This window comes from Burkholderia sp. THE68, from assembly GCF_009938265.1.
In the GTDB taxonomy this organism is placed as follows: Bacteria; Pseudomonadota; Gammaproteobacteria; order Burkholderiales; family Burkholderiaceae; genus Caballeronia.
Genome location: NZ_AP022315.1, coordinates 1409219 through 1435199, shown reverse-complemented (window position 1 = coordinate 1435199; position 25981 = coordinate 1409219). Strand labels below are relative to the sequence as shown.

The following is a 25981-nucleotide window of genomic DNA, read 5'->3' as shown; positions in this document are numbered from 1 at the left end:
CCGATGCACAGCTTTATTGTCGCGAATGCACAAATGAATCCAGCCGATCTCTTCGATCTGATGCCCGACATGGCCGTGTTCGCGCGCGTCGTCGACGCGGGCAATTTCTCGGTTGCGGCGCGGCAACTGGGCATCACGCCATCGACCGTCAGCCGTCAGATCAAGCGCCTCGAGGAGGCGCTCGCCACGCGCCTGCTCGAACGTTCGACGCGCAAGGTGCGCGTGACCGAATCGGGCTATCACGTCTACCGGCATTGCCGCGACATGGCGGCGGCCGCGTCCGGCGCGGTCGATGCCGCGGGCCAGCTGTCGGGCAAGCCGCAGGGGCGCGTCGCGCTGTCGGCGCCCACGGCTTATGCGAAATCCGTCATTCATCCCCTCGTGCCGGCGTTTCTCGCCGCCTGGCCGGACGTCGACCTGCAACTCGTCTTCGCCGACCACGACATCGACCCGCTCGCGAGCGACATCGATCTCGTGATCCGCGCGACGAGTCATCCGCCGCAAGGGCTCGCGGCGCGGCAACTGGGGCGCGTGCGCTGGGTGCTGTGCACATCGGCGGGTTATGTGCGCGAGCGCGGCGCGCCGGCGCATCCGCGCGAGCTTGCCGGTCACGATTGCATCCATCTGGGCGAAACTGCCGACGACAATCGCTGGCGCTTCACAAACAACGGCGAGACGGTGACCGTCGCAGTGCGCGGGCGCTATATCGCCAATCACGCGGGCGCGCGGCTGGAGGCCGCCGAAGCCGGCCTCGGCATCGCGGCGCTGCCGGAATTCGCCGCCCGCGACGCGCTCGCCGCGGGCCGGGTGCAAACCGTGCTCACCGATTGGGAAATGCAGGCGCGCGCGTATCAGGGGCCGGTCTGGCTGCTGTATCCGCCCAACCGCTTTCTGCCGCCGAAGGTGCGCGCGCTGATCGACTATCTGCACGCGCATCTCGGCGAACCGTTGTAATGCCCGCACGCGCCGAAACCACCGGCGCCGTGTAGACTGCGAATGGTCGTTCATTGCTCCGCATGTGACCGCGGCGCTCCATCCGATCTCCTTTTCACCGGAGGCGTTGTACATGCACGCAGCGTTGCCCCAAGGCGAGCAGGAAGCCGGTTCCATCGATGCACCATCACGCCCGCCGCGCGATCTGCGCCGTATCGATATCCATCCCGATCACTGGTATCCGCTCGCGTGGTCACGCGAAGTGAAGGCCGGCCGCGCGCACGGCGTGCGTTTCGCAGGCGACCCGATCGTGCTCGTGCGTACCGCATCGGGCAAGGTGTTCGCGCTCGAGGACCGCTGCGCGCATCGGCAGGTGCCGTTGTCGGCGGGTGTCGTCGACGGTGAATCGATCCGCTGCTGCTACCACGGCTGGACCTACGACTGCACCGGCCGCTGCACCGACGTTCCCTATCTCGGCCGCGAGCGTCTGCCCAACGGCGTGCGGGCGTATCCGTGCCGCGAGGCGGGCGGTCTGGTATTCGTGTTCCCGGGCGACCCGGCGCTCGCCGAAGGCGCGAAATTCCCCGACCTCGTCTCGGCCACCGATCGTGCGTACAAGACGCGCCGCTTCGGACGCGCGGTGAATTGCCACTATTCCTTCATGCACGAAAACCTGATGGACATGAACCATCAGTTCCTGCATCGCCGGCAGATGGGCAGCATGCGCGCGCGTTCGCTCGGCAGACGGCGCGGCGAGGACTGGATCGAAGTCGACTACACCTTCGCGCGCGAGGCGGGCAAACAGCCGATCGGCGAGGCGCTCGTGTTCGGTCAGAAGCGCGGCGCGAAGCCCGCCGACGGCCAGAAGGACGTGATGACGGTTCGCACCGAATATCCGTATCAGACACTGAAGATCCGCACCAAGGACGACACCATGGTCATGGACCTGTGGATCGCCTACGTGCCGCTCGACGCCGAGCAGCGCACGAACCGCACCTTCGGGCTGTTGTCGATCCGCCGTCCGAAGGTGCCGGTCCTGCTCGACGCCGCATGGCCGCTGCTCGTGTGGTTTACCGAGCGCATCTTCAAGGAGGATCGCTGGATCGTCGAGCGCGAGCAGGAAGCGCATGACCGGCAGGGCGCGGATCACAATCACGAGGTCTTTCCGGTCATCAACGATTTGCGCGCGCTCCTGATGGAACGCGGCGTGCCCCATGGCGCCGGCAGGAATTCGGGCGACACGCGGCGGATTCATTTCATCCAGCAAGTGCAGGATCTGCCCGCTTCCTGATGCGTGCGGCGATGCGCCGATTGCATGCTTCGCGCGGTGGCGCTATACAGAAAGCAGACCACTACGGAGGACCATCATCATGAACAGCGATCCGACCAAGCCGCGCGACGACGCCCCGGAGATCGGAGAAGCGCATCCCGAAGTCGAACAGTTCGATGCGGCCATTTCGCACGTCGACGAATCCTACGCGGCAGGCAAGATGGCGGCGAGCGCGGCCAAGGGCATCCTCTACAGCATCATCGAAACGCTCGGCACGCTCGTCGGCGATCCGGATCTGCCTTCACATGCGCGCTCGGGCTACGAAGGTCTGCTCGAAACCGCGCGCGAGCTGCGGGGGAAGATCGAGCACTGAAGGATTCGCACGGGCGTATTGCAGGGTAGCTTGCAAAATTCTTTCGACGCGCCGGCGACGCCGGCCGTCTTTCTGGCGGTCGAGCTTCATCGACACCACGTCTCCGGTCCGTTCGGACCGGTTTCTTTTCGAACCCCAATAAACATCTGAGCGTCTTGCAACGCAGAGTCCCGTCACGGCCTTGCACAGCGGGCCGGACGGCGGATTGGCGCGTTTGGGATGTCGTTCGGGAAGCCCTGAAGGCGCTGAGTCGACGCCATGCTTTCGTCAGCCTCCTGTCAGTTTCGTGCCCGATTGCCCAATATCTGCGTGCCGGAAAATACTGGTTAACCAGACAGTGAAAAAAAACGACACAAAAGCGCGTCTTTCTTTCGCATTCTGTCTGTAAGCCATACACTTGCCTCCGATAAAAGTTACGAGTTGAAACATATCAAAGCCGTTACGGCGGCACCGGTTCCAGACTCGCACGGAAGTATCTGCCCAACGCTTGAGGAGAAAAAATGAAGGGTTTCACGATGACCAAGTGCGCAATCGTCGCAGCCACGGCGTTCGCAGCCGCTGCGCCGGCCTTCGCGCAAAGCAGCGTCACGCTGTACGGTATCGTCGACGATTCGATCGTCTATCAAAGCAGCCAGACCAATCTGGCCAAGACGAACCCGGGCCGCTCGAACGTCAAGATGGCCTCGGGCATCTGGGCGGGCAGCCGCTTCGGCCTGAAGGGCGCTGAAGATCTCGGCGGCGGCAACAAGGCGATCTTCCAGCTGGAATCGGGCTTCGACATCAACAGCGGCGGCCAGCAATTCACCAACGCGATGTTCGGCCGCCAGGCATGGGTCGGTCTGACGAACCCGGGCTACGGTACGCTGACCTTGGGCCGCCAGTACACCTCGTACTACACGCTGCTTTCGCCGTATAGCCCGACGAACTGGCTGACCGGCTACTTCGGCGCGCACCCGGGCGATCTGGACGGCCTCGACACGATCTACCGCGCGAACAATTCGATCGTCTACACGTCGCCGAAGCTCTACGGCTTCACGGTGAGCGGCTCGTACTCGCTCGCTGGCGTGCCCGACAGCGTGTACCAGGGCTCGACCTGGTCGGCGGCGATCCAGTATCAGCAAGGCCCGATCGGCGGCGCGGTGGCGTTCTCGCGCATCAACAACGCGGCCAACGGCGGCGGCATCTACAGCGGTCAGTCGACCACCATCAACGATACGACGAGCACGACCGGCGCCGGTCAGCCGGGCGTGTCGGCGGTCACCGCCGGTTATCAGCGCGCGCAGGCTCAGCAGCGCTTCGCCGTTGCGGGCGGCTACCAGTTCAACAGCGCGTGGGACATCTCGGTCACGTACACGAACGTTCAGTACATCCCGGGCACGAACTCGCTGTTCACCGACGAAGCCGTGTTCAACACGGCCGGCACGGTGCTGCACTGGAAGGCGACGCCGGCATGGGACTTCGCGGCGGGCTACAGCTACACGTGGGCCAGCAAGGCGAACGGCATCAACGATGCGGCTTCGTACCACCAGTTCAACCTCTCGCAGTACTACTCGCTCTCGAAGCGCACGGGCCTGTACGCGCTCGAAGCGTTCCAGCGCGCGAACGGCAACACGCTGGCAGTTCCGTCGGGCACGACGTCGAACCGTCAGACGGCGGCCAACGCGACGATCGGCGATGGCTTCCAGAGCGCGCCGTCGGCATCGCGCAGCATGTTCGCGGCGGGCGTGGGCATCATCCACCGCTTCTAAGCGACGCTTCGCAGTACCGCAGCACGAAAACCGGACGCCCTGGCGTCCGGTTTTTTTTCGCCCACGGGCGGCGCGCAATCGTAACGAAGCACTGCGTCAGATGAACATCCCGCCCGATACCTCGACGCGCTGCGCCGTCATCCAGCGATTGCCCTCCGAGAGGATCGCCACGATCGCGCCGCCGATATCGTCCGGCACGCCCGCGCGCCCGAGCGCCGTGTTATCCGCGATGAACCGGTTCGTATCGTGATCGTCGCGCACGACGCCGCCGCCGAAGTCCGTCTCGATCGCGCCCGGCGCGATGGTGTTCACGGTGATGCCGTGCGGCCCGAGCTCCTTCGCGAGATAGCGTGTGAACACCTCGATTCCGCCTTTCATCACGGCATACGCCGCAAAGCCCGGCAGCGCGAAGCGCGTAAGCCCGCTCGACACGTTGAGGATCGCGCCTTCCTCGTGGAGATAGGGCAACAGCGTCTGCGTCAGAAAGAACGGCCCCTTCAACTGAATATTGACGAGCTCGTCGAACTGCTCGGGCGTCGTTTCCGCGAAAAGCGCATGAATGCCGATGCCCGCGTTGTTCACCAGAAAGTCGAAATTCTCGCGCTCGAAGGTGTCTTCGAGCGTCTTGCAGAGCGCGTCGCCAAAGGCGGCGAAGGTATCGCAGCGCGCGACATCGAGCGCGAGCATGGCCGCCTTGCCGCCGGCGTGCGCGATTTCATCGACGAGCGACTGCGCGGCCGCCTCGTTGCGGTTGTAAGTGCCGATCACGCCGGCGCCCTGGAGCGCGAGCTTCAATGCGGCGTTGCGTCCGAGTCCGCGGCTCGCGCCGGTGATCACGGCGACTTTGCCGCTCATGGTTCCGTTCACGGTGACTGCTCCTGTCGTTGCGTTACCGATGGTTCACTGTAGGACGGCGCAGCGCGCTCAGGAAGGCGAGTCGATGCTGCGACGCACACGCGACGGGCGCGGCCCTTGCTCCATCGTTTTGATCGGTCCATTCACCGGAGAATCGCACCATGGCCAATCGTGAGAGCAGGGAACGCCCGTTCAGGCTATTCGCGGTGGAGCAGCGCGTGCTCGCCCAGAATGTCGACGGCAAGGTGATCGACATCGGCGGGATCGATTCGAAGAACGGGGAATTCTGCGCCTGCATGGATTCGGGCGATATCAAAACCGAACCGAAGCGCAGCGCGGAACTGGCGCTGAAGGCGCTCGCGGGCGAGTTGTCGTTCGACTATCTCGACGGCCTTTTCACGAGCGGGCGCGAGGCCGAAGTGAGCGGCCGGCTGCAGGACTATCCGAGCATCGAATTCGAACTCGACGAATCAGGGTCGTGAAGGCGGTCGCGCGGGTGCGTTGCGCGTGGCGCGCGCCGGCGCATCGCTGCGGGGCGGAAACATCGCGCCGACGAGCCGGTCGACGAAATAGAAGAACTTGTCCGACGCATAACCCGCAACGAACGCGATCGCGAGCGGCGACACGTCCTTGCCGCCTTCGAGCAGCTTGCTGAAGAGACCGATCGAAATGCCGACGATGATCGCGCTCGTCACGTGCGCGCGGTTCGCCACCTTCGAGTGCTCGGGGTGGAAGGTATTGGCCGCTGAATCGGCGGATAGTTGCCGCAGAATCGCGGCGCACGCGCCGAGCCACGCATACAGCACCGGCAGCAGGAAGCCCGTCACCGCGCCCACGATCGACAGGATGATGTCGTTCGCATACAGCGCCATCGCGCGAATGTCCTGATACACCGCGATCTTCTGAAAGCCTTGCGCGACCGCATCGAGATCGGTCGGCGGATTGGTGTCGCCCGGCTCGGCGTTGGGCTTCGCGAGCAGCGGCAGCGTGATTTCCAGCACCTTGCGCGCGACATCCGGATTGCATTGCCAGTCGCCGCTCGCCACCTTGCCGCCGTAGTACTTCGGCGAGTGCGACGTGCGATACGCGCCCTGAAAATTGAGCACGTTCTCCTCGGCGTCGCAGGGCGCCTTGTACGGGCTACGGATCGCGCCGAGACCGAGGCTCGTCGTGAACGCGCTGATGCGCGATACATCCGCGAAAAGCTGCCGGTTATTGGTCGCGAAGCTCTGCAACTCTTCCTTGATCTGCAGCGCAGGCTGGGAGTTTTGCAGCGCGATCAAGGCGACCGCATCCTTTTTCGCGGCGGCTTCGGCGATTGCGACCGCGTGCGCCTGCAACTGGTTGTGCAGCGTGAGCGCGGCCGCGTCGTTCTGCTTGACGACAGTCGAGATATCGGTCGATACCTGATTCGCGACGAACAGCAGGCACGACAGCGATACGACCAGCAACGTCAGCGCGATCGCCGAATGCGTGTAGATGCGGATCGCGCGCCGCGCGCCTTGTCTAGCCTCGGTGCCCGCCGTTTCCGCGACGACCGGCGTCACCGCATGCGCGATACGGCTCATCGCCGCGTAGAACGCGCTCTCGATCTCGGGACTCCACGTGTGGTCCTGCTGCGCGGCGCGCGCTTTCGACATGGCTTCGATATCTTGCTCATCGAGCAGCCTGCCGTTCTGCGCGCCGTACGAAACCATGTCGCGGCAGTGATCGAGATCGTCGACGATGCGCCGCCCCGGATATTGCACCGACGCCGCGATGCGGCTCATCGCGCCATAGAACGCGCTGCCGATCGCGCGGCTCCAGATGCCCTGGTCGAAGGCGGCGCGCGCGCCGCGCACCGCGTCGACATCGGCCTTGTCGAGAAGCGTGCCGGTTTCGGCCGCGTGCGAGATGAGCGCCTCGCACTTGACTATGTCCGCCTCCGCGCGCGGGCCGGGCTGTCCGTCGCTGAAGTCGCCATCGGCGTCGTTGTCGTTGTCGATGACGCCCGCTGCGCCGTGTTCGACGAAGTCCGTCGTGGAAGGTGTGCTCATGCCGGTCTCCCTTCAAGTCCGGGCGAAGCATGGGCTGCGGGCGGACATCGGTCTGGATCGTGCGCGTCGCGCAGATGATTTCATCTGCAACTATCCGCGATCGTTTGCAGCGCAAACGTTTGGTAGAGGAATTTTAGGCATCGTTTTGCAACGACGTGTGCGTGCATGCGCACACAACATCATCACACGATGCGGATTCCTGAATTTATGTTCCAACTGGCAATGCCTTCAACTGAGCGACGAGCGCCGGATACATGTCGATGAAACCCGGCGTCGCGAGGCGCGCGAGCAGGCTCGGGTCGATCGTTTCGTTAAGCGCATTGCCGGCTACGCGCGCCTGCTTCTTGCAAACCACTTGCAGAAACGGATGATGCGCGGTGAATTCGGCATACGAATCGATCGGCTGTGACTGGAACGCTTGCTGAGGAATCTTGATCGGACCGTCGATCTCGAGACCCTTGTCCGCTGCCTTCTGGCGCAGCCATTCGGCGGGAATGAGCGGCAGCAGATCCTCGGGCGTGCGCGGCGGCGTGACATAGCCGCCGCCCACGTTCGCATGCGCGCCCGCGAACCAGCGCTGTTCGAGCGGCAGATCGCCGCCGCGCGTTTCGGTGCCGGGTGTCCACAGCGTCGGTTTGTAGAGCGAGCGGAACTCGTTCGCCGCGATCGCGTGATAAGCCGCCTTCGTGCGGTTCGAGAGCGTCGTGTCGTGGAACTTGTAGTAGCTCGAAAAGCCCGGAACGGGCAGGCCATCGAGCGGGATGCCGAGATCGCCGACCGTATCCCACACGCCGATGAATTCGACATCGACTTCGCGCGTGAACTGCTTGCGGAAGTCGACGACCGTCTGATCCGAAGGCCCCACGTCCTTGTCGCGATAGATGCCGTACGCCTGATCGATCGAAGGCGGACTCCAGTCGTTCGCGAGTCCGCACTTGCGGATCAGTCCGGCCAGGCTGCGCGCGGAATACGCGCCGCGGCTGAAGCCGAAGATGTAGATCTTCGCGTCCGGCTTGTAGCGCTGACACAGCCATGCATAGCCGCTCTTGATGTTCTCGCTCAGGCCGTCGCCGAATGCGCCGCCGAGAAATTTGTTGGCGAGCGAAAACAATCCATTGCCTTGCGTGCCGACGCCCGCCACATAGAAGGTTTCCTGCTGGTCCGTCTCGGGCGCGAGTTTGTAGAGCAGATACGCATTGGTGCGATCGTTGGGCTCGTTCCACGTGCCGTCGAAGAAGATGGCGAGATTCATGAGCACGGTCTCCGAGGTGTTCCGGTCTTGTCGGCGCCGGTATGACAAAAGATGCCCCGAAGTAAGGAATAGGTAATCCGCGAACAATGCGCAAGCACGCCAACGGAGCAAAACGTGGCGCATGCGCGGGCACGCTGGATTTTGGCGGAAAGACGAGGGATGCGAGTAGCGCAGACGCGAGCGCGCGTCGCGCAGCCTCGGTGCCGATGTGCGATCCTAGTCGGGCGGCCGCACTGGGGGTTGCCGCATCCAATATCGCGGGGTGAATCATGAAAAGAACGCCTATCGCCACGATCATCGTCCTCACGGCAGCGACGCTCGCCGCACCAGCTTTCGCTCGCGACGAGGGCCCGCGCTTCGCGCAGGACCGTCTCGATGCGCTGGTTGCCCAACACAAGGAAGCAGCACGCAATATCGCCGAGGCACCTTCGCGCGAGAAGCAGGCGCAATCGGACGCGCAGCACGGCACTTCGTGATCGGACTTCGCTCGCGGCCTGACGCAACACGTTGAGTCGCGAAGCCTTCTAAAACCGGCGCGCAACGCGCCGGATGAGATCGTTTGCACCCAAAGGTATGAAATTTGCGACCGTCGCCCGGGTGCTCCGCGGCCGCGCGCCGACGATCCTCCTTTTCACCCTCGATCAAACGCTCATGACAAGGAAAGCCTTATCGCTCGCCATTCTCTCCGTCTCTATTCTCGCAGCGGGTTGCGTGGGCATCGGCCCGAGCCGCCTGAAAGCCGATCAGGTGGACTACGCCCGCGCCCTCGGCGATGCGAAGAAGCGTGAAATTCTTGCCGCGATCGTCGGATTGCGTTTCGCGGACGCGCCTTCGTTTCTCACCGTGAGCAGCATCATCGCCGCCTATACGTTCGATACCACCGGCGGCGTCGTGCTGAACGCCGGCTCCGGCGCACAGCCGAACTACGCGCAGGCGACGGGCAGCGTCTCCTACTCGAATCATCCGACCTTCACGTTCACGCCGACCACCGGCGACGCGTACGCGAGCGCCTATATCCGGCCGCTTTCGCCGACGCTCGTGATGCCGCTCGCGGAAAGCGGCATTCCGATCGACTTGCTTTTACGCATCACCGCGCAATCGGTCAGCGGCTTGCAGAACGGCAATGCACTCGGTGGACCGAACGCATCGGGTTCGCCCGAGTTCTTCCTGCTGCTGCGGGCGCTGCGCAGACTGCAACTGGCGGGCGAACTGAATATCGAGTCACGTAATACCGATGACGACAAGGCCGGCAAGAAGGACAAGGGCAGCGGTGGCAACAGCGCCGACAAGGGCGGCGTCTTCATCACGCTCGGCGCGACGCGCAGCGGCAACAACAAGGAAGTCGTCGACGATCTCGCGCTCGTGAGAAAGCTTTTGCATCTCTCGCCGAAGATGAAAACCTACGAGATCGTCTACGGGCAATCGTCGAATCAGGATCGCATTCCGATGGTCACGCGCTCGGTGCTCGGCATCCTCACCGATCTGGGCGCGCAGATCGCCGTGCCGGACGAACAGGTGGGCAGCGGCGCGACCAAGCCGGGCATCGGGTTGATCGGCGGAGAGACGCGGCCGACGATTATCGTGAAGGTGGGCGAGAAGCCCCCTCAGGATGCCTACGTGAGCGTGTTGTACGACAAGGCGAACTACTGGATCGCTCGCAGCGATTTCGATTCGAAGTACGCGTTCACGGTCGTGCAGAATCTGATGGCGCTTGCGGAAGTCACGGATACGTCGAAGTCGCCGGTCGTCACGATTCCGGCGAATTAGGTCGGGTGGCGGAGCTGGTTTGGAGGCCGGGACCGCGGCGGCTGACCGGAATCAAGCATGCGGAATGCAAAATGCCATCGTGCATGGTGCATGCAAAACGCGAAGGGGCGACATCTTGCGATGTCGCCCCTTCGCTACTCAGCCGACGTCGATCGCTTACTGACCGAAGTAGGCGCCGAGCGCACGCGGTTGAACACCGGTCGTGCGGCCCGATTGCGACGAGCCATTGGCGACCGAACCATAGTCGCTCGATTGCACCGGCGCTTGCGCGAGCGTTTGCGCGCTCACACGAGCTTGCGCCGCCTGAATGTTCGACGGATAGGACGGGTCGCTGATGTTCGGGTTGTAGCCAGCCTTTTCGAGCTGAACCAGTTCGGCGCGAACCTGGGCGCGTGTGAGCGGCGCGTCGGATTGTTGCGCGAACGAGAGGGCGGGAACGGCGAGAGCAGCGGCTACGGCGACTGCGGAAATGAGCGTCTTCATGGTGTTACCTCCGATTCGGATGTCTGTTCGTGCTGCGGGTTTCGTGTTAAGCAGCTTGTGAACGGAGTGTAAAGACGAGCCCTCCGAAGATCATTCTCGTTTCCGTTGAATGACCATTGTTGAGATGGAAATAATCGGAACTGTGTTTTGTTGCGATGCGAGGCGTGAGGAAGCCTAGATCGCGGTGGTAGGACTCCGGCATGCTGCGCAGCGTTCTCAAGTGCCGGCATACGCGCCATTCTTTTACCGATTTCGTAAAGATGCTTCCTGATTGTGGCGAATGATCATTTGCTGCGGTGCACTTAGACTTCGATCGTCCGCTCGACGTGCCTGAATTCGTGAAGCGAGTCGGGCGCTATCGAAAACAGGGAGGTCCATCATGAAATCGTGGGTTAATGCAGTCATCGCAGCCGCTGTCGTGTCCTCGCCGCTTGCGTCGTTTGCGCAATCGAGCGCACCGGTGAGCCGTGCCGAAGTTCGCGCCGAACTCATTCAACTCGAGAAGGCCGGTTACTCGCCGGCCGCAGAAGACGCGTCGTACCCGGCGAAACTGCAGGCGGCTGAAGCGCGCGTCGATGACGTGCGCCTCGCTCAGGCGCAGGCCGAAGGATACGGAGCGTCGACAGGCGCGGCGTCGCAATCGGGCCGCGCGAGCAAGCGCGTCGATCCGCAGGGCGTGTTCTTCGGTCAGTGAATCGGTTCAGAGCGATGCCGGAGCCGGGCCGCGTGATGTGACGCGTACTGGTCGATTGCATACAAAACTCGAAATGCACGCCAGACGCGGTGTGCGCGAATGTTGAAGCAACCTCCGCCGCCGGATTACCGGTGGTTTTGCCCAGTCCGCAACGGCTGGGCTTTTTTGCGTTCGTTTTCTGGAACGAAGGAAGAGCATTTATCGGGTTAACGCGATGCTATTTAACCCGAAACGATTGCAAATAAAATTAATCAACCGGACGGTCGGTTAATAGTTATACTCGCTCCATCGCATCTCAAAAAAGACGGCGGAGCCCCGCATGTACACCCAATCCCTCGACCTCCCGAGCCCCACGCAGTCAAGCGACGCAGCCTCATCGGCCGCTTCGCCGGACCAGACCCGTTTCGACGCGATTATGCAAGCCGACGGCAAGATCGAGCCGCAGGACTGGATGCCCGAGGCATATCGCAAGACGCTGGTGCGTCAGATCTCGCAGCATGCGCATTCGGAGATCATCGGCATGCAGCCCGAGGGCAACTGGATCAGCCGCGCGCCGAGTCTGAAGCGCAAGGCGATTCTGCTCGCCAAAGTGCAGGACGAAGGCGGCCACGGCCTGTATCTCTACAGCGCAGCCGAGACGCTCGGCGTCTCGCGCGATCAACTGGTCGCCGCGCTGCACGCGGGCAAGGCCAAGTATTCGAGCATCTTCAACTACCCGACGCCCACCTGGGCCGATGTCGGCGTGATCGGCTGGCTGGTCGATGGCGCGGCGATCATGAACCAGATCCCGCTGTGCCGCTGCACCTACGGCCCGTACGCCCGCGCGATGATCCGCATCTGCAAGGAAGAGTCGTTCCATCAACGCCAGGGCTTCGATGCGCTGCTCTCGATGATGAAAGGCACGCAGGCGCAAAAGGACCTCGTGCAGCAGTCGGTGAACCGCTGGTGGTGGCCGGTGCTGATGATGTTCGGCCCGAGCGACAAGGATTCGATCCACAGCGGCCAGTCCTTCGCATGGGGCATCAAGCGCATCTCGAACGATGATCTGCGTCAGAAGTTCGTCGACGCGACCGTCGAGCAGGCGAAGATTCTGGGCGTCACGCTGCCCGATGCCGATCTGAGGTGGAATGCGCAACGCAACGCGCACGATTACGGCGAGATCGACTGGGAAGAGTTCTGGCGCGTGGTCAACGGCGACGGCCCGTGCAACAAGGAGCGCCTCGCCACGCGCGTGAAGGCGCACGACGAGGGCGCGTGGGTGCGCGAAGCGGCCCTTGCCTACGCGGAGAAACAGAAGGTCCGCGCCCACCAACAAGCTGCATGAGCATGGAGACGATGAAGATGAACAAGGAATGGCCGATCTGGGAAGTGTTCGTGCGCAGCAAGCAGGGACTGGATCACAAGCATTGCGGCAGTCTGCACGCGCCGGACGCGGGCGCGGCCTTGCGCATGGCGCGCGACGTGTACACGCGCCGTCAGGAAGGCGTGAGCATCTGGGTGGTGCCGTCGGCGGCGATCACAGCATCGGACCCGGCGGACAAGGGTGAATTGTTCGAGCCTGCGGCCGACAAGATCTATCGGCATCCGACGTTCTTCGTGCTGCCCGACGAAATCAATCACATGTAAGGGCGGGAGCGTCATGAGTCAGGAACAACATCTCGCCTACGTGCTGCGGCTGGCGGACAACGCGCTGATCCTCGGCCAGCGCAACGCCGAATGGTGCAGTCACGGCCCGGCGCTGGAAGAAGACATCGCGCTGGCGAACATCAGTCTGGATCTGATCGGTCAGTCGCGGCTTCTTTATACGCACGCGGCGACGCTCGAAGCATCGCTGAACGGTGTGAAAAAAACCGAAGACGATTACGCGTACTTCCGCACCGAGCGTGAGTTCGCCAACTACACGATCGCGGAGTTGCCGCACGTCGGTCCGCTGGCGGGCACGACACGCGCCGAGCGCGATTACGCGGTGACGATCGTGCGCAACTTCCTGTACTCGGCGCTGATGATCGAAGTGTGGAGCGCGTTGCAGACATCGAGCGATGCGCAACTCGCGGCGATCGCGGCGAAGTCGATCAAGGAGACGAGCTATCACCTGCATCATGCGCGCGACTGGCTGGTGCGCTTCGGCGATGGCACGGACGAGTCGCATCGCCGTGCGCAGGCCGCGCTCGATTATCTGATGCCGTACACGCGCGAGTTCTTCGCTACCGACGCGATCGAGCAGGCAGTCGCCGATGCGGGCATCGCGCCGCTGGCGAGCGCGTTCGAAGCGGCATGGCGTGAGCAGGTTGCATCGGCGCTCGAAGAAGCCACGCTCAAAGCGCCCGCCGAAGTGCAGCACATCACGACGGGCAAGCACGGCGAGCACTCGGAGCACATGGGTTATCTGCTGGCGGAAATGCAGAGTCTGGCGCGTCAGCATCCGGGCGCGAGCTGGTAAATGAATACGGCCGACGCAACCATCGAACGCGCGTGGCACGTGCTCGAAGCGGTGCCTGATCCGGAGATTCCGGTGGTATCGATTCGCGAGCTGGGCATTCTGCGCGATGTGCGCCACGGCGACGATGGCGTGCTCGAAGTGGTGATCACGCCGACGTACTCGGGGTGTCCTGCGATGTCGCAGATTGCCGAGGACATCGCGCAGGCGATCGATCAGGCCGAGCTTGGCGCGCATCGCGTGGAGACGGTGCTGGCGCCGGCGTGGACGACCGACTGGATCACCGATGAAGCGCGCGAGAAGCTGCGCCGCTACGGCATCGCGCCGCCGACAGGTCAATGCGGCAGCGCGCCCGTATCGAACGTGAAGCCGATCCGTTTCGTGCCGCGCAAGCCCGAGGTGATCGCCTGTCCGCGCTGCGGCTCGACGCACACGGAGAAGCTGGCGCAGTTCGGCTCGACGGCGTGCAAGGCGCTGTATCGCTGCATCGATTGCCGCGAGCCGTTCGATTACTTCAAGCCGTACTGAACCGAATCACTGAATCAACCGAATCAACTGAAGCGAGCCGAAAAACATGGCGACTCCGCAATTCCACCCGCTGCGCATCCGTGACGTGCGACCCGAAACCGCCGATGCGGTCACTGTTTCGTTCGAGGTGCCGCCCGCGCTGCGCGATGCGTTTCGCTTCACGCAGGGCCAGTTCGTGACGCTCAAGACGCATATCGACGGCGAAGAAACGCGTCGTTCGTATTCGATCTGCGTGGGCTTGACCGACTACGATCGCGATGGCGAATTGCGCATCGGCATCAAGCGCGTGCGAGGCGGGCGCTTCTCGAACTTCGCGTTCGATACCCTGAAGCCCGGCCACGAGATCGAAGTGATGACGCCCGATGGCCGCTTCTTCACGCACCTGAACGCGGATCACGCGAAGCATTACGTGGCGTTCTCGGGCGGCTCGGGCATCACGCCGGTGCTGGCGATCATCAAGACGACCCTCGATACGGAGCCGACGAGCCGCTTCACGCTGGTGTACGGCAATCGCAGCGTGGACGCGATCATGTTCGCCGAGGAGCTCGAAGATCTGAAGAATCGCTATATGGATCGCTTCTCGCTGTATCACGTGCTGTCGGATGATCTGCAGGATGTTGAGCTCTTCAACGGCGTGCTGGATGAAGCGAAGTGCAAGGCGTTTCTGGAAAGCCTGCTCTCGCCTGAAGAAATCGACGAAGCGTTCATCTGCGGCCCCGGTCCGATGATGGATGCGGCCGAAGCGGCATTGAAGGGCTCGGGCGTTGCGCCCAAGCAGATTCACGTCGAGCGCTTCGGCACGCCGTTGCCGCAAGCGGGGGTGCCGGCCATCGAGATCACGGAGAATACGCCTGCGGCGGATCTGGAACTGATCATCGACGGCAAGAAGCGCAAGCTGCGACTGCCGTACGAAGGCGTGAGCGTGCTCGATGTGGGGTTGAAAGCGGGCCTCGCGCTGCCGTACGCGTGCAAGGGCGGTGTGTGCTGCACGTGCCGCGCGAAAGTGCTCGAAGGCGAAGTGAAGATGGAAAAGAACTTCACGCTCGAACAACATGAAATCGATGATGGTTTCGTGCTGACTTGCCAGTGTCATCCGGTGAGCGAGCGCGTGGTCGTGAGTTTCGACGAGCGCTAAGCGCCGTCCTGATCCGTGTGAATACGCGCGTCGCAATGATGCGCGTGAAGCCGACGCATTCCCAGACCCATACAAGCCGAAGCCGTTGGCGATGCAACCATCGCGCGGCTTCGTCGTGATCGATCATCCACTACATCCGAGACTTGTCATGACAGAAGCTTTCATCTGCGACGCGATCCGTACGCCCATCGGCCGCTACGGCGGCGTTTTCAAGGACGTGCGCGCCGACGATCTCGGCGCCGTGCCCATCACCGCGCTCATGAAGCGCAATGCGTCCGTGGACTGGACGCAGGTCGACGACGTGATCTACGGCTGCGCGAATCAGGCAGGCGAGGACAACCGCAACGTCGCGCGCATGTCGGGTCTGCTCGCGGGCTTGCCCATCGATGTGCCTGGTTCGACGATCAACCGTCTGTGCGGTTCCGGCATGGACGCGGTCGGCAGCGCCGCGCGCGCGATCAAGGCAGGCGATGGCTCGCTCTATCTCGCGGGCGGCGTCGAAAGCATGACGCGTGCGCCGTTCGTGATGGGCAAGGCATCGAGCGCATTCTCGCGTTCCGCCGACATCTTCGATACGACCATCGGCTGGCGCTTCATCAATCGCGCGATGCGCGAGCGTTACGGCGTCGATTCGATGCCCGAGACAGCGGAAAACGTTGCTGTCGATTTCGGCATCTCGCGCGATGCGCAAGACCGCTTCGCGCTGCGCAGTCAGCAACGCGCGGCGCGCGCTCAGGCAGACGGCACGTTCGCCCAGGAGATCGTCGCTGTGAATGTCCCGCAAAAGAAGGGTGAATCGATTGCGGTCGATCGCGACGAGCATCCGCGCGAAACCTCGCTCGAAACGCTCGCGAAGCTGAAAGGCGTCGTGCGTCCCGATGGCAGCGTGACGGCGGGCAACGCGTCGGGCGTGAACGACGGCGCATGCGCGCTCATCATCGCGAACGAAGAGGCGGCGAAGCGTCATGGACTCGCGCCGCGCGCGCGCATCATCGGCATGGCGACTGCTGGCGTCGAGCCGCGCATCATGGGCATCGGCCCCGCACCCGCGACGAAAAAGCTTCTCGCGCGCACGGGCCTCACGCTCGACCAGTTCGACGTGATCGAGCTGAACGAAGCCTTTGCTTCGCAAGGCATCGCGGTGCTGCGTCAACTGGGACTCGCGGAAGACGATCCGCGTGTGAATCCGAACGGCGGCGCCATTGCGCTCGGCCATCCGCTCGGCGCTTCGGGCGCGCGTCTCGTCACGACGGCGCTGTACGAACTCGAACGCCGCAATGGCCGCTATGCGCTGTGCACGATGTGCATCGGCGTGGGGCAGGGCATCGCGATCGCGATCGAACGCGTCTGAGGGCCACGACCATGACACAGGCGATTCAGGCATCGGCGATCATCGGTGTGATCGGCGCAGGCGCGATGGGCGCGGGCATCGCGCAAGTCGCGGCGCTCGCCGGACACACCGTGCTGCTTTACGACCTCGATGCGAAAGCGCTCGACAAGGCGCATGCCGGCATCGCAACGAACGTGCAGCGTTTGATCGACAAGAAGAAGCTCGATCAGGCAGCGGGGCAGGAAGCCATCGACCGCCTGCGCGTCGTTGCGAATCTCGCGGATTTGCGCACGGCATCGCTTGTCATCGAAGCCGTCGCCGAGCGTCTGGACGTCAAGCGCGCGCTCTTCGGCGAGCTCGAAAGCATCGTGACGCAGGACTGCATTCTCGCGACCAACACGTCGTCCATTTCGATCACGGCGATCGCCGCGCCGTTGCAGCATCCATCGCGCGTCGTAGGCATGCACTTCTTCAATCCGGCGCCGTTGATGGCGCTCGTCGAGGTCGTGCGCGGTCTCGCCACATCGGATGAGGTCGCGCGCACCGTGTACGCCACGGCGGCCGTGTGGGGCAAGAAGCCGGTCCATACGAAATCGACGCCGGGCTTCATCGTCAATCGCGTGGCGCGGCCGTTCTATGCCGAGGGCCTGCGCATTCTGAACGAACAGGCTGCGGACGCGGCTTCCATCGACACCATCATGCGCGATTCGGGCGGCTTCAGAATGGGCCCGTTCGAACTGATGGACCTGATCGGCCACGACGTGAACTTCGCCGTGACGCAATCGGTGTTCAACGCGTACTTCAACGATCCGCGCTTCACGCCTTCGCTGATCCAGCAGGAACTGGTGAACGCGGGCTTTCTCGGCCGCAAGACGGGCCGCGGTTTCTATGATTACGCCGCCGATGCCGTGAAGCCTGCCGCGCGCATCGAGACGAACACGCGCACGCCTTCGAAGATCGTGCGTGGTGAAAGCGCACCGTTGTACGCGCAACTGCAAGCACGTATCGGCGAGACCAGTCTGTGCCGCGATGATCTTCCAGGCCTAATCGCGCAGATCGACGATGCGTATCTGTTCCTCACCGATGGACGCACCGCGACTGAACGCGCGCATGCGACCGGCATCGACAACATCGTGCTGATCGATCTCGCGCTCGACTACGCGAATGCACGAAGCGTCGCGCTCACGCGCGCACGCCAGTGCGCCGATGACGCCTACGCCGCCGTCGCCGGCGCGCTGACGAACGCAGGCTATGCCGTGGTGCCGCTGAACGATATCGCCGGCATGGCCGTGATGCGTACCGTCGCCATGCTCGTCAACGAAGCGGCGGACGCGGTGAATCAAGGCGTCTGCACGAGCGCTGATCTCGACCTCGCGATGGAAAAGGGCGTGAACTATCCGCTCGGTCCGCTTGCGTGGGGCGAGCGTATCGGCATCGGGCAGATTCACGATGTGCTGCTTCATCTCGCTGCGCACTACGGCGAAGACCGTTATCGCGCGTCGCCACTCATTTCGGCCTTGCGTTACGCGGGCCAACGCTTCCACTGAAGCGAATCCCGAACATTCATTCATCGAGCCTTCATGCAGGAGACAACCGTGGTCCAATCCATTGCACAGCAAAACGAACTGGAGCCGATCGAGCGCGCGAGCCGGGACGAGCTTCAGGCGCTGCAACTCGAGCGCCTCAAATGGTCTTTGCGTCATGCGTACGAGAACGTGCCGCACTATCGCCGCGCCTTCGATGCGGCAGGCGTGCATCCCGACGACCTGCGCGAACTCTCCGATCTCGCGCGTTTTCCGACCACGACGAAAACCGACTTGCGTGACAACTATCCGTTCGGGTTGTTCGCGGTGCCGCGCGATCAGGTCGTGCGCGTGCATGCTTCGAGCGGCACGACGGGCAAGCCGACGGTGGTCGGCTACACGGCGAGAGACATCGACACTTGGGCCAACGTGACCGCGCGCTCGATCCGCGCCGCGGGTGGCCGCAAGGGCGACACGCTGCACAACGCATTCGGCTATGGCCTCTTCACGGGCGGTCTCGGCATTCACTACGGCGCGGAACGTCTGGGCTGCATGGTCGTGCCGATGTCGGGCGGCCAGACCGAGAAGCAGGTGCAGCTGATCCGCGACTTCGAGCCGAAGATCATTCTCGTGACGCCTTCGTACATGTTGAATCTGCTCGACGAGATGGCGCGTCAGGGCATGGACCCGGCGAATACGTCGCTCAAGATCGGCATCTTCGGCGCGGAGCCGTGGAGCCAGGGTTTGCGCAGCGAGATCGAAACGCGCGCAGGCATTCAGGCACTCGACATTTACGGGCTCTCGGAAATCATGGGTCCGGGCGTTGCGTGCGAATGCATCGAAACGAAGGACGGTCCGACGATCTGGGAAGACCATTTCTATCCGGAGATCATCGATCCCGTAACGGGCGAAGTGCTTCCCGAAGGCAGCACGGGCGAACTCGTCTTCACGTCGCTCACGAAGGAAGCGATGCCGATGATCCGTTACCGCACGCGCGATCTCACCTCGCTGCTGCCGCCGAGCGCGCGCTCGATGCGCCGCCTCGCGAAGATCACGGGCCGCTCCGACGACATGCTCATCATTCGTGGCGTGAACGTGTTCCCGAGCCAGATCGAGGAACTGATTCTCGCGATTCCGCGCCTCTCGGGTCAGTACCAACTGTGCGTGTCGCGCGAGGGTCACATGGATTCGCTGTCGGTTTCGGTGGAAGCACGCGCCGAGATCTGCGCGAGCCTGAACGACAGCGATCGCGCCGGTCTTTCGCGCGAGCTTCAGCAGCGCGTCAAGACGATAGTCGGCGTTTCCACGCAGGTGCGCGTGCTCGATTCCGGCGAACTGCCGACGACCGCGACCGGCAAGGCAAAACGCGTGCTCGACCTGCGACCCGCAACCGTCTAAGCCTCATCGAGTCAAGCGCCTCGCGTTCCGCGGGGCGCAACGTCTTTCCCACCAATTGGAGCGCTCGTTCCATTTTCGGTGCGGTCTCGCATTCTTCTGCAGAAATTCTTCCGCATAAACCCTCGCAACCGTTTGCGCAAATTGTTTTGTAAGCTTCAAATGTGTCATCGTAGCGGGGGTTTTCGCTCGGGAAACCCACGACAATCGAACAGCATTCGAACAACGAACACCAGACGGGGCAGGCGGAACTTAGATGTGGATCGTCAGACTCGCGCTCAAGCGCCCGTACACGTTCATCGTCCTGTCGCTGCTTTTGCTGATCATCGGTCCGCTCGTCATTCTGCGCACGCCGACCGATATCTTTCCCAACATCGACATTCCGGTCGTCAGCGTCATCTGGTCGTACACCGGCTTGCCGCCGGACCAGATGGAGCGCCGCATCACGCTCAATTACGAGCGCGGTCTTTCGGTGGCGGTGAACGACATCGAACATATCGAGTCGGAATCGCTGCCGGGCATCGCGGTGATTCGCATCTATTTCCAGCCGAATGCGAATGTCGATGAAGCGATCGCCGAGATCACCGCGCTCTCGCAGACACAATTGCGTTCGCTGCCGCCGGGCATCACGCCGCCGAACATCCTGCGCTTCAATGCGTCGACCGTGCCGATTCTGCGGCTCGCGCTGTCATCGGCCGAGCTTACCGAGCAACAGCTCTACGACTTCGGCAACAGCTTCCTGAAGACGCAGCTCGCGACGGTGCAGGGTGCGTCGGTCCCGCTGCCGTATGGCGGCAAGCAGCGGCAGATCATGGTCGATATCGACTCGCGCAAGCTGCAGGCGAAGAACCTCGCGCCCACCGATGTCGTCAATGCGATCAGCGCGCAGAACCTCATTCTGCCAACGGGCACAGCCAAGATCGGTTCGACCGAATACTCGGTGGGTCTGAACGCGAGCCCCGGTTCGATCGAAGGACTCAACGACATCCCGATCCGCACCGGTCCCGGCGGCACGATCTACATCAAGGACGTGGCGCACGTGCGCGACGGCTTTCAGCCGCAGACCAACATCGTTCGTGTCGACGGCACGCGTGCTTCGTTACTGACGATCAACAAGAGCGGCAACGCCTCGACGCTCGATATCGTCGCGCGCGTGAAGAACCTGCTGCCGACCTTGCGCGGCATGGTGCCCGAGTCGCTGAAGATCGATCCCGTGGCGGATCAATCGCTGTTCGTGCGCGCATCGGTGTCGGGCGTATTGCGTGAAGCGGTGATCGCGGCGGGCCTGACCGCGCTCATGGTGCTGCTCTTTCTCGGCAGCTGGCGCGCTACGCTCATCATCGCGATCTCGATCCCGCTTTCGATGCTGACATCGATCGTCGCGCTCTCGGCGATCGGCCAGACGATCAACATCATGACGCTCGGCGGCCTGGCGCTCGCGGTCGGTATTCTCGTCGACGATGCGACAGTTGCAATCGAAAATATCAGCCAGAACCTGGAGCAGGGCAAGGAGCTGGAGCAGGCGATTCTCGATGGCGCGCAGCAGATCGCCGTGCCGACGCTCGTATCGACGCTCTCCATCTGCATCGTGTTCATTCCGATGTTCCTGCTGACGGGCGTCGCGCACTATCTGTTCGTGCCGATGGCCGAGGCCGTCGTGTTCGCGATGCTCGCTTCGTACTTCTTCTCGCGCACGCTGATCCCGACGCTCGCGAAGTATCTGTTGCGGCATCACGAGCACATGGGCGGCGACATCGAATCGATGAAGGGCTCGCGCAATCCGTTCGTGCGTATCCATCTCGCGTTCGAGCGTCATTTCGAGTCGGTGCGTCATCGTTATCGGCGTTTTCTCGAGGCACAGCTCGCGAAGCCCGGACGCTTCGCATCGCTGTTCCTGGTGTGCTGCCTGTTGTCGCTCGGCCTGGCTCCGTTCCTTGGCCGGGACTTTTTTCCGTCGATCGATTCGGGCGTGATCGCGTTGCACATGCGCGCAAAAACCGGCACGCGCATCGAGGAAACGGCGGCGCTCACCGATCGCGTCGACGCACGCATCAGGCAACTGATTCCGCGCGGCGAGATTCGCTCGATCATCGATAACATGGGTCTGCCGGTATCGGGCATCAATCTCTCGTACAACAATACGGGCACGGTCAGTTCCGCCGATGCCGACGTGCTCATCAGCCTGAACGAAGATCACGCGCCTACCGAGGGCTATATCCGCGAGCTGAGAAAGCGGCTGCCGCAAGAGTTTCCCGGCGTGACGTTCTCGTTCCTGCCGGCGGATATCGTGAGCCAGATCCTCAACTTCGGCGTGCCTGCGCCGATCGATATCGCGATCACCGGGCGTGACGTGCGCGGCAATCGTGCGCTCGCGAATCGCCTGCTCGAAAAGATTCGCCGTGTGCCGGGCCTCGTCGATGCGCGCATCCAGCAGCCGTCGGATCTGCCTTCGATCAATGTCGAAGTGGATCGCACCAAGGCGCTGCAAGCAGGCTTCACGCAGCGCGATGTCGCGAACAATCTGCTCATCACGCTGTCGGGCAGCCAGCAGACGACGCCCACGTTCTGGCTCAATCCCGTGAATGGCGTGAGCTACAACGTCATCACGACCGCGCCGCAATACGACATGAATTCGCTGCAATCGGTCGCGAACATTCCGGTCACGTCGTCGAGCGGCAAGACCAATATTCTGGGCGCGCTCGCGTCGCTGTCGCGCGGCGCGCGCGATGCGGTCGTCTATCACTATAACGCGCAGACCACCATCAATCTCTATGCGACCACCGAGCGGCGCGATCTCGGCGCGGTCTCCGACGACGTGCAGCGCATCCTCGACGAAGCGCGCGGCGAACTGCCCAAAGGCTCGACCATCGACATGCGCGGCCAGGTCGAGACGATGAATGGTTCGTTCTCCGGACTTGCGTTCGGCCTCATTCTCGCGGTTGTGCTCGTGTACTTGCTGATTGTCGTGAATTTCCAGTCGTGGCTCGATCCGTTCATCATCATCACGGCTTTGCCGGGCGCGCTCGCGGGCATCGTGTGGACGCTCTTTCTCACGCATACGACGCTGTCGATTCCCGCATTGACGGGCGCGATCATGTGTATCGGCATCGCGACGGCGAACAGCATTCTGGTGGTGAGCTTCGCGCGCACGGCGCTCGCCGAGCACGGCGATGCGATGCGTTCCGCGCTCGAAGCAGGCTATACGCGCTTTCGCCCCGTGTTGATGACCGCCGCCGCGATGATGATCGGCATGGTGCCGATGGCGATCGGCCTCGGCGAAGGCGGCGAGCAGAACGCGCCGCTCGGACGCGCCGTGATCGGCGGGCTGATGTTCGGCACCATCGCGACGTTGTTCTTCGTGCCGGTAGTGTTCTCGGTCATCTATCGGCACATGGAAGCGCGCGGCAAGGGCCCGGGCGCGCGGGCCAGCGAAGCGGCGCATAAAACAATCGAATAGCAGGTGGAGCAAGAATGGAAGAGCAGGGGTCGCAACGATCGGGCAACGGACGGCGAGGGCGCTTATGGCTCGCGATCGCGCTCGTGGTGGTCGTCGTGCTCATCGCGCAGGGGATTTTTTCGCGGCGCGCGGCGCATGCGGAACTCGAACGCGATGCGAACGAGCATGGCGCGCAGACGGTCGAGGTCATCAAGCCGGCGCGCATGAAGGCGTCGCAGGATCTCGTGCTCGCGGGCGATATCCGCGCGTACTCCGATGCGCCGATCTTCGCGCGCACCAACGGTTATCTGAAGCGCTGGACTGTGGATATCGGCACGAAGGTGAAGAAAGGCCAGTTGCTCGCGGAAATCGATGCGCCCGAAATCAACGATCAGCTTCGCCAGGCGCGCGCCGATGCGCAGACCGCGCGCGCGAACTATCTGCTCGCGAAGACCACGGCCGAACGCTGGGCGCTGATGCTGAAGAACAACTCGGTGTCGCGTCAGGAAACGGACGAGAAGAACGGCGACATGCTCGCGAAGGAAGCGGCGCTGAATGCCGCTCAGGCGAACGTATCGCGGCTCGAACAGCTCGTATCGTTTCAGAAGATCTATGCGCCTTTCGATGGCGTCGTGACGGCGCGCAATACCGATGTCGGCCAGTTGATCGATGCGGGCAGCGGCGCGGCCGGCCGCGAGCTCTTTCACATTCAGGATCCTTCCACCTTGCGGGTGTTCGTCGATGTGCCTCAGGCTTACGCGCGGATGATCGCGGTGGGACTGCCCGCCGAACTGCTGCTCAACGAGGATCGCAACCGCAAGTTCGAGGGCGTGACGGTACGCACGGCGGGCGCAGTAGACCCGGTCGCGCGCACGATGCGCGTCGAGGTCGACGTGAAGAATCCGACCGGCGAATTGCTCGCGGGCGCGTATGCGCAAGTGCGCTTTCGTCTCACGAGCGCGAACCCGTCTTACACGCTGCCGGGCAACGCGCTGCTGTTCCGTCCCGACGGCGTGCATGCGGCGAGCGTCGATGCGAACAATCGCGTGAAGCTGCTGCCGATCACGCTCGGCACGGACTACGGCACGCGTGTGTCGATCGTCTCGGGATTGAATGGCGATGAACGCGTGATCGTGAATCCGCCCGATTCCATCATCGATGGCGCGACGGTGCGCGTCGGTCACGCGGATAACGGCGCGGGCGCGAGCGAAGGCGCGCACGGCGGCGCAGCGAAGGCGGACGGAAGCGAATCGTGATGACGCGCGCACCGATCCGACTCGTTGCATTCCTAACTATTTCCGTACTGGCCGGCTGCGTGGCGGGGCCGGACTACGTTCGGCCCGAGGTGGCCGCGCCGGCCGCGTACAAGTCGCCTATACCGCTTGACGCGACGGCGTCGCAAGACTGGAAACCCGCGCAACCCGCCGACACGACGCGCCGCGCCCCGTGGTGGGAAGTCTATGGCGACCCGCAACTGAACGCGCTCGAAGAACGCGTCGCGACGGCGAATCAGACCGTGGCCGCGGCGGCCGCACGTTTTCGCGGGGCGCGCGCGGCGGCCGCGCAGGCGCGTTCAGCTTATTTCCCGACGGTTACCGCGAACGCGGCGTTCAATCAATCGCGCGTGTCGTCGAATGTGCTGTACAAATCGAGTGCGGGCGTCACCGTGCCTGACTATCTGATCGATGCGCAAATCTCCTGGGAGCCGGACCTGTGGGGGCGCATCGCGCGCGCCGTCGAAGGCGGCCGAGCGGAGGCGCAGGCAAGCGCGGCGGATCTGCAAAGCGCGATTCTCTCGATGCAGGCGGAGCTCGCCACGAATTACTTCGATCTGCGCGGCGTCGTCGAAGAGGAGCGGCTGCTGCAGGCGACGCTGCAAGCCTATGACAAGGCGCTCGCGCTCACGCGCGATCGTTTCGCGGGCGGCGTCGCGGCGGAATCGGATGTCGCGCAGGCGGAAGAGCAATTGCGCGCGACGCAGGCGCAACTGATCGATCTGGAGACCACGCGCACGAGCCTCGTCAATGCGATCGCGATTCTCGTCGGCGAGTCGCCATCGGGTTTCGCGCTCGATGTCGCGCCGCTCAACGAAGCGCATTCTCCGCGCCCGTCGGCGGCGCTCGCCGCGCTGCCGCTCAGCGTGCCGTCCGCGTTGCTCGAACGGCGGCCTGATATCGCCGCGGCGGAGCGGCGCGTCGCGGAGGCGAATGCGCGCGTCGGCGTGGCGACGGCGGCGTTCTTCCCGAACCTGCTGCTTGCCGCGACGGGCGGCCTCGAAGCGACGCGCCTGAGTTCGTGGCTCGAAGCGCCGAGCCGTTTCTGGTCGCTCGGGCCGCAACTCGCGTTCACAGTGCTCGATTTCGGCGGCCGGGCGGCGGCCCGCGATGCGGCGCGCGCGGCCTACGACGAGAGCGTCGCCGACTACCGGCAGACCGTGCTGACGGCATTCGGGCAGGTCGAAGACAACTTGAACGCGCTGGAGGTGTTGCGCCGCGAGGGCGAAGCACAACGCGATGCGGTCGATGCCGCCCAGCGCGCGCTGGGCAAGGTGAGCAACCGCTACGAAAACGGCGCGATCACGTACCTGAGCGTGGTCGTGACGCAGGCCATCGTGCTGTCTGATCAGCGCACGGCGCTGCGCATCGAGCGGCGGCGCATGGCGGCGAGCGTCGCACTCGTGAAGGCGCTGGGCGGTGGATGGACCACCGCTGCGTTGCCGGGACCGGAAGAGGTGTCGAGGCGGGATTGAATGTCGCACGACGCATGCAAAATGCCATCGCGCATGA

Annotated in this window: 23 protein-coding genes; 19 read left to right on the top strand and 4 right to left on the bottom strand. The window is 63.4% G+C overall.

The genetic code is table 11. From position 1 onward, the window contains the following. The first annotated feature begins 33 nt into the window (after nt 1-33). The 4 genes from BTHE68_RS06820 to BTHE68_RS06805 all read left to right on the top strand — a co-directional run bounded on the left by BTHE68_RS06820 (nt 34) and on the right by BTHE68_RS06805 (nt 4324). Nucleotides 34-954: a LysR family transcriptional regulator gene (locus tag BTHE68_RS06820; RefSeq protein ID WP_162065692.1), complete on the top strand. Its 921-nt coding sequence runs from the start codon at nt 34-36 to the stop codon at nt 952-954. Between the two features lie 112 nt (nt 955-1066). After that, nucleotides 1067-2224: a Rieske 2Fe-2S domain-containing protein gene (locus BTHE68_RS06815; RefSeq protein ID WP_162065691.1), complete on the top strand. Its 1158-nt coding sequence runs from the start codon at nt 1067-1069 to the stop codon at nt 2222-2224. A gap of 79 nt (nt 2225-2303) precedes the next feature. Beyond that, entirely contained in the window at nt 2304-2576 is a 273-nt protein-coding gene (locus tag BTHE68_RS06810) for a hypothetical protein (protein WP_162065690.1), read from the top strand. A gap of 500 nt (nt 2577-3076) precedes the next feature. After that, the gene (locus BTHE68_RS06805; RefSeq protein ID WP_162065689.1) at nt 3077-4324 is read left to right on the top strand and encodes a porin; all 1248 of its coding nucleotides are present in this window, start codon (nt 3077-3079) and stop codon (nt 4322-4324) included. A 96-nt stretch (nt 4325-4420) separates the two neighbouring features. On the opposite strand, the gene BTHE68_RS06800 is transcribed toward BTHE68_RS06805, so the two are convergent. Continuing rightward, entirely contained in the window at nt 4421-5179 is a 759-nt protein-coding gene (locus tag BTHE68_RS06800) for an SDR family NAD(P)-dependent oxidoreductase (RefSeq protein WP_162066812.1), read from the bottom strand. Between the two features lie 161 nt (nt 5180-5340). Here BTHE68_RS06800 and BTHE68_RS06795 point away from each other — a divergent pair, with 161 nt between their 5' ends. After that, entirely contained in the window at nt 5341-5661 is a 321-nt protein-coding gene (locus BTHE68_RS06795) for a hypothetical protein (RefSeq protein WP_162065688.1), read from the top strand. On the opposite strand, the gene BTHE68_RS06790 is transcribed toward BTHE68_RS06795, so the two are convergent. Beyond that, nucleotides 5650-7215, bottom strand: coding sequence for a hypothetical protein (locus tag BTHE68_RS06790; RefSeq protein WP_162065687.1), 1566 nt, complete (start codon nt 7213-7215; stop codon nt 5650-5652). The genes BTHE68_RS06795 and BTHE68_RS06790 overlap by 12 nt on opposite strands. A 205-nt stretch (nt 7216-7420) precedes the next feature. Further along, nucleotides 7421-8467 (bottom strand): T6SS phospholipase effector Tle1-like catalytic domain-containing protein, encoded by a 1047-nt coding sequence (locus tag BTHE68_RS06785; RefSeq protein WP_162065686.1) that lies wholly within the window; start codon nt 8465-8467, stop codon nt 7421-7423. Between the two features lie 269 nt (nt 8468-8736). Between BTHE68_RS06785 and BTHE68_RS06780 the strand changes: the two genes are divergently transcribed. Beyond that, the gene (locus BTHE68_RS06780) at nt 8737-8943 is read left to right on the top strand and encodes a hypothetical protein (RefSeq protein ID WP_162065685.1); all 207 of its coding nucleotides are present in this window, start codon (nt 8737-8739) and stop codon (nt 8941-8943) included. A 175-nt stretch (nt 8944-9118) separates the two neighbouring features. Further along, nucleotides 9119-10234 carry a hypothetical protein gene (locus tag BTHE68_RS06775; RefSeq protein WP_162065684.1) on the top strand — a complete coding sequence of 372 codons (1116 nt, stop codon included), beginning with the start codon at nt 9119-9121 and terminating at the stop codon, nt 10232-10234. Nucleotides 10235-10390: 156 nt separating this feature from the next. Here BTHE68_RS06775 and BTHE68_RS06770 read toward each other — a convergent pair whose 3' ends face one another. Continuing rightward, entirely contained in the window at nt 10391-10717 is a 327-nt protein-coding gene (locus tag BTHE68_RS06770) for a DUF4148 domain-containing protein (RefSeq protein ID WP_162065683.1), read from the bottom strand. A gap of 379 nt (nt 10718-11096) precedes the next feature. On the opposite strand from BTHE68_RS06770, the gene BTHE68_RS06765 reads away from it, so the two are divergent. The 12 genes from BTHE68_RS06765 (at nt 11097) to BTHE68_RS06710 (ending at nt 25944) form a co-directional block, all read left to right on the top strand. Further along, on the top strand, nt 11097-11411 hold the full coding sequence (locus BTHE68_RS06765; protein WP_162065682.1) for a DUF4148 domain-containing protein: 315 nt from the start codon (nt 11097-11099) through the stop codon (nt 11409-11411). Between the two features lie 319 nt (nt 11412-11730). Beyond that, entirely contained in the window at nt 11731-12735 is a 1005-nt protein-coding gene (paaA, locus tag BTHE68_RS06760) for a 1,2-phenylacetyl-CoA epoxidase subunit PaaA (protein ID WP_162065681.1), read from the top strand. 17 nt (nt 12736-12752) lie between these two features. Beyond that, the gene (gene paaB, locus BTHE68_RS06755; RefSeq protein WP_014191517.1) at nt 12753-13037 is read left to right on the top strand and encodes a 1,2-phenylacetyl-CoA epoxidase subunit PaaB; all 285 of its coding nucleotides are present in this window, start codon (nt 12753-12755) and stop codon (nt 13035-13037) included. A gap of 13 nt (nt 13038-13050) precedes the next feature. Further along, a complete protein-coding gene (paaC, locus tag BTHE68_RS06750) occupies nt 13051-13851 on the top strand; it encodes a 1,2-phenylacetyl-CoA epoxidase subunit PaaC (RefSeq protein WP_162065680.1) in 801 nt (266 codons plus the stop codon). Then, nucleotides 13852-14376 carry a 1,2-phenylacetyl-CoA epoxidase subunit PaaD gene (paaD, locus tag BTHE68_RS06745; RefSeq protein ID WP_162065679.1) on the top strand — a complete coding sequence of 175 codons (525 nt, stop codon included), beginning with the start codon at nt 13852-13854 and terminating at the stop codon, nt 14374-14376. Between the two features lie 46 nt (nt 14377-14422). Continuing rightward, the gene (gene paaE / locus BTHE68_RS06740) at nt 14423-15511 is read left to right on the top strand and encodes a 1,2-phenylacetyl-CoA epoxidase subunit PaaE (RefSeq protein ID WP_162065678.1); all 1089 of its coding nucleotides are present in this window, start codon (nt 14423-14425) and stop codon (nt 15509-15511) included. Nucleotides 15512-15659: 148 nt separating this feature from the next. Beyond that, a complete protein-coding gene (gene pcaF / locus BTHE68_RS06735) occupies nt 15660-16862 on the top strand; it encodes a 3-oxoadipyl-CoA thiolase (RefSeq protein WP_162065677.1) in 1203 nt (400 codons plus the stop codon). 11 nt (nt 16863-16873) lie between these two features. Then, entirely contained in the window at nt 16874-18388 is a 1515-nt protein-coding gene (locus BTHE68_RS06730) for a 3-hydroxyacyl-CoA dehydrogenase (RefSeq protein ID WP_162065676.1), read from the top strand. A 33-nt stretch (nt 18389-18421) separates the two neighbouring features. Continuing rightward, complete coding sequence (paaK, locus tag BTHE68_RS06725) at nt 18422-19762, top strand: phenylacetate--CoA ligase PaaK (protein ID WP_162065675.1); 1341 nt, start codon at nt 18422-18424, stop codon at nt 19760-19762. 253 nt (nt 19763-20015) lie between these two features. Next, the gene (locus BTHE68_RS06720; RefSeq protein WP_162065674.1) at nt 20016-23216 is read left to right on the top strand and encodes an efflux RND transporter permease subunit; all 3201 of its coding nucleotides are present in this window, start codon (nt 20016-20018) and stop codon (nt 23214-23216) included. A gap of 14 nt (nt 23217-23230) precedes the next feature. Next, nucleotides 23231-24451: an efflux RND transporter periplasmic adaptor subunit gene (locus tag BTHE68_RS06715; RefSeq protein ID WP_162065673.1), complete on the top strand. Its 1221-nt coding sequence runs from the start codon at nt 23231-23233 to the stop codon at nt 24449-24451. Beyond that, complete coding sequence (locus BTHE68_RS06710; RefSeq protein WP_162066811.1) at nt 24451-25944, top strand: efflux transporter outer membrane subunit; 1494 nt, start codon at nt 24451-24453, stop codon at nt 25942-25944. The genes BTHE68_RS06715 and BTHE68_RS06710 overlap by 1 nt, the downstream gene beginning before the upstream one ends. Nucleotides 25945-25981 lie beyond the last annotated feature (37 nt).

Coding starts and splice junctions, on each gene's coding strand:
- BTHE68_RS06820 (WP_162065692.1), top strand. CDS start 34: ATGAATCCAGCCGATCTCTTCGATCTGATGCCCGACATGGCCGTGTTC.
- BTHE68_RS06815 (WP_162065691.1), top strand. CDS start 1,067: ATGCACGCAGCGTTGCCCCAAGGCGAGCAGGAAGCCGGTTCCATCGAT.
- BTHE68_RS06810 (WP_162065690.1), top strand. CDS start 2,304: ATGAACAGCGATCCGACCAAGCCGCGCGACGACGCCCCGGAGATCGGA.
- BTHE68_RS06805 (WP_162065689.1), top strand. CDS start 3,077: ATGAAGGGTTTCACGATGACCAAGTGCGCAATCGTCGCAGCCACGGCG.
- BTHE68_RS06800 (WP_162066812.1), bottom strand. CDS start 5,179: ATGAGCGGCAAAGTCGCCGTGATCACCGGCGCGAGCCGCGGACTCGGA.
- BTHE68_RS06795 (WP_162065688.1), top strand. CDS start 5,341: ATGGCCAATCGTGAGAGCAGGGAACGCCCGTTCAGGCTATTCGCGGTG.
- BTHE68_RS06790 (WP_162065687.1), bottom strand. CDS start 7,215: ATGAGCACACCTTCCACGACGGACTTCGTCGAACACGGCGCAGCGGGC.
- BTHE68_RS06785 (WP_162065686.1), bottom strand. CDS start 8,467: ATGAATCTCGCCATCTTCTTCGACGGCACGTGGAACGAGCCCAACGAT.
- BTHE68_RS06780 (WP_162065685.1), top strand. CDS start 8,737: ATGAAAAGAACGCCTATCGCCACGATCATCGTCCTCACGGCAGCGACG.
- BTHE68_RS06775 (WP_162065684.1), top strand. CDS start 9,119: ATGACAAGGAAAGCCTTATCGCTCGCCATTCTCTCCGTCTCTATTCTC.
- BTHE68_RS06770 (WP_162065683.1), bottom strand. CDS start 10,717: ATGAAGACGCTCATTTCCGCAGTCGCCGTAGCCGCTGCTCTCGCCGTT.
- BTHE68_RS06765 (WP_162065682.1), top strand. CDS start 11,097: ATGAAATCGTGGGTTAATGCAGTCATCGCAGCCGCTGTCGTGTCCTCG.
- paaA (WP_162065681.1), top strand. CDS start 11,731: ATGTACACCCAATCCCTCGACCTCCCGAGCCCCACGCAGTCAAGCGAC.
- paaB (WP_014191517.1), top strand. CDS start 12,753: ATGAACAAGGAATGGCCGATCTGGGAAGTGTTCGTGCGCAGCAAGCAG.
- paaC (WP_162065680.1), top strand. CDS start 13,051: ATGAGTCAGGAACAACATCTCGCCTACGTGCTGCGGCTGGCGGACAAC.
- paaD (WP_162065679.1), top strand. CDS start 13,852: ATGAATACGGCCGACGCAACCATCGAACGCGCGTGGCACGTGCTCGAA.
- paaE (WP_162065678.1), top strand. CDS start 14,423: ATGGCGACTCCGCAATTCCACCCGCTGCGCATCCGTGACGTGCGACCC.
- pcaF (WP_162065677.1), top strand. CDS start 15,660: ATGACAGAAGCTTTCATCTGCGACGCGATCCGTACGCCCATCGGCCGC.
- BTHE68_RS06730 (WP_162065676.1), top strand. CDS start 16,874: ATGACACAGGCGATTCAGGCATCGGCGATCATCGGTGTGATCGGCGCA.
- paaK (WP_162065675.1), top strand. CDS start 18,422: ATGCAGGAGACAACCGTGGTCCAATCCATTGCACAGCAAAACGAACTG.
- BTHE68_RS06720 (WP_162065674.1), top strand. CDS start 20,016: ATGTGGATCGTCAGACTCGCGCTCAAGCGCCCGTACACGTTCATCGTC.
- BTHE68_RS06715 (WP_162065673.1), top strand. CDS start 23,231: ATGGAAGAGCAGGGGTCGCAACGATCGGGCAACGGACGGCGAGGGCGC.
- BTHE68_RS06710 (WP_162066811.1), top strand. CDS start 24,451: ATGACGCGCGCACCGATCCGACTCGTTGCATTCCTAACTATTTCCGTA.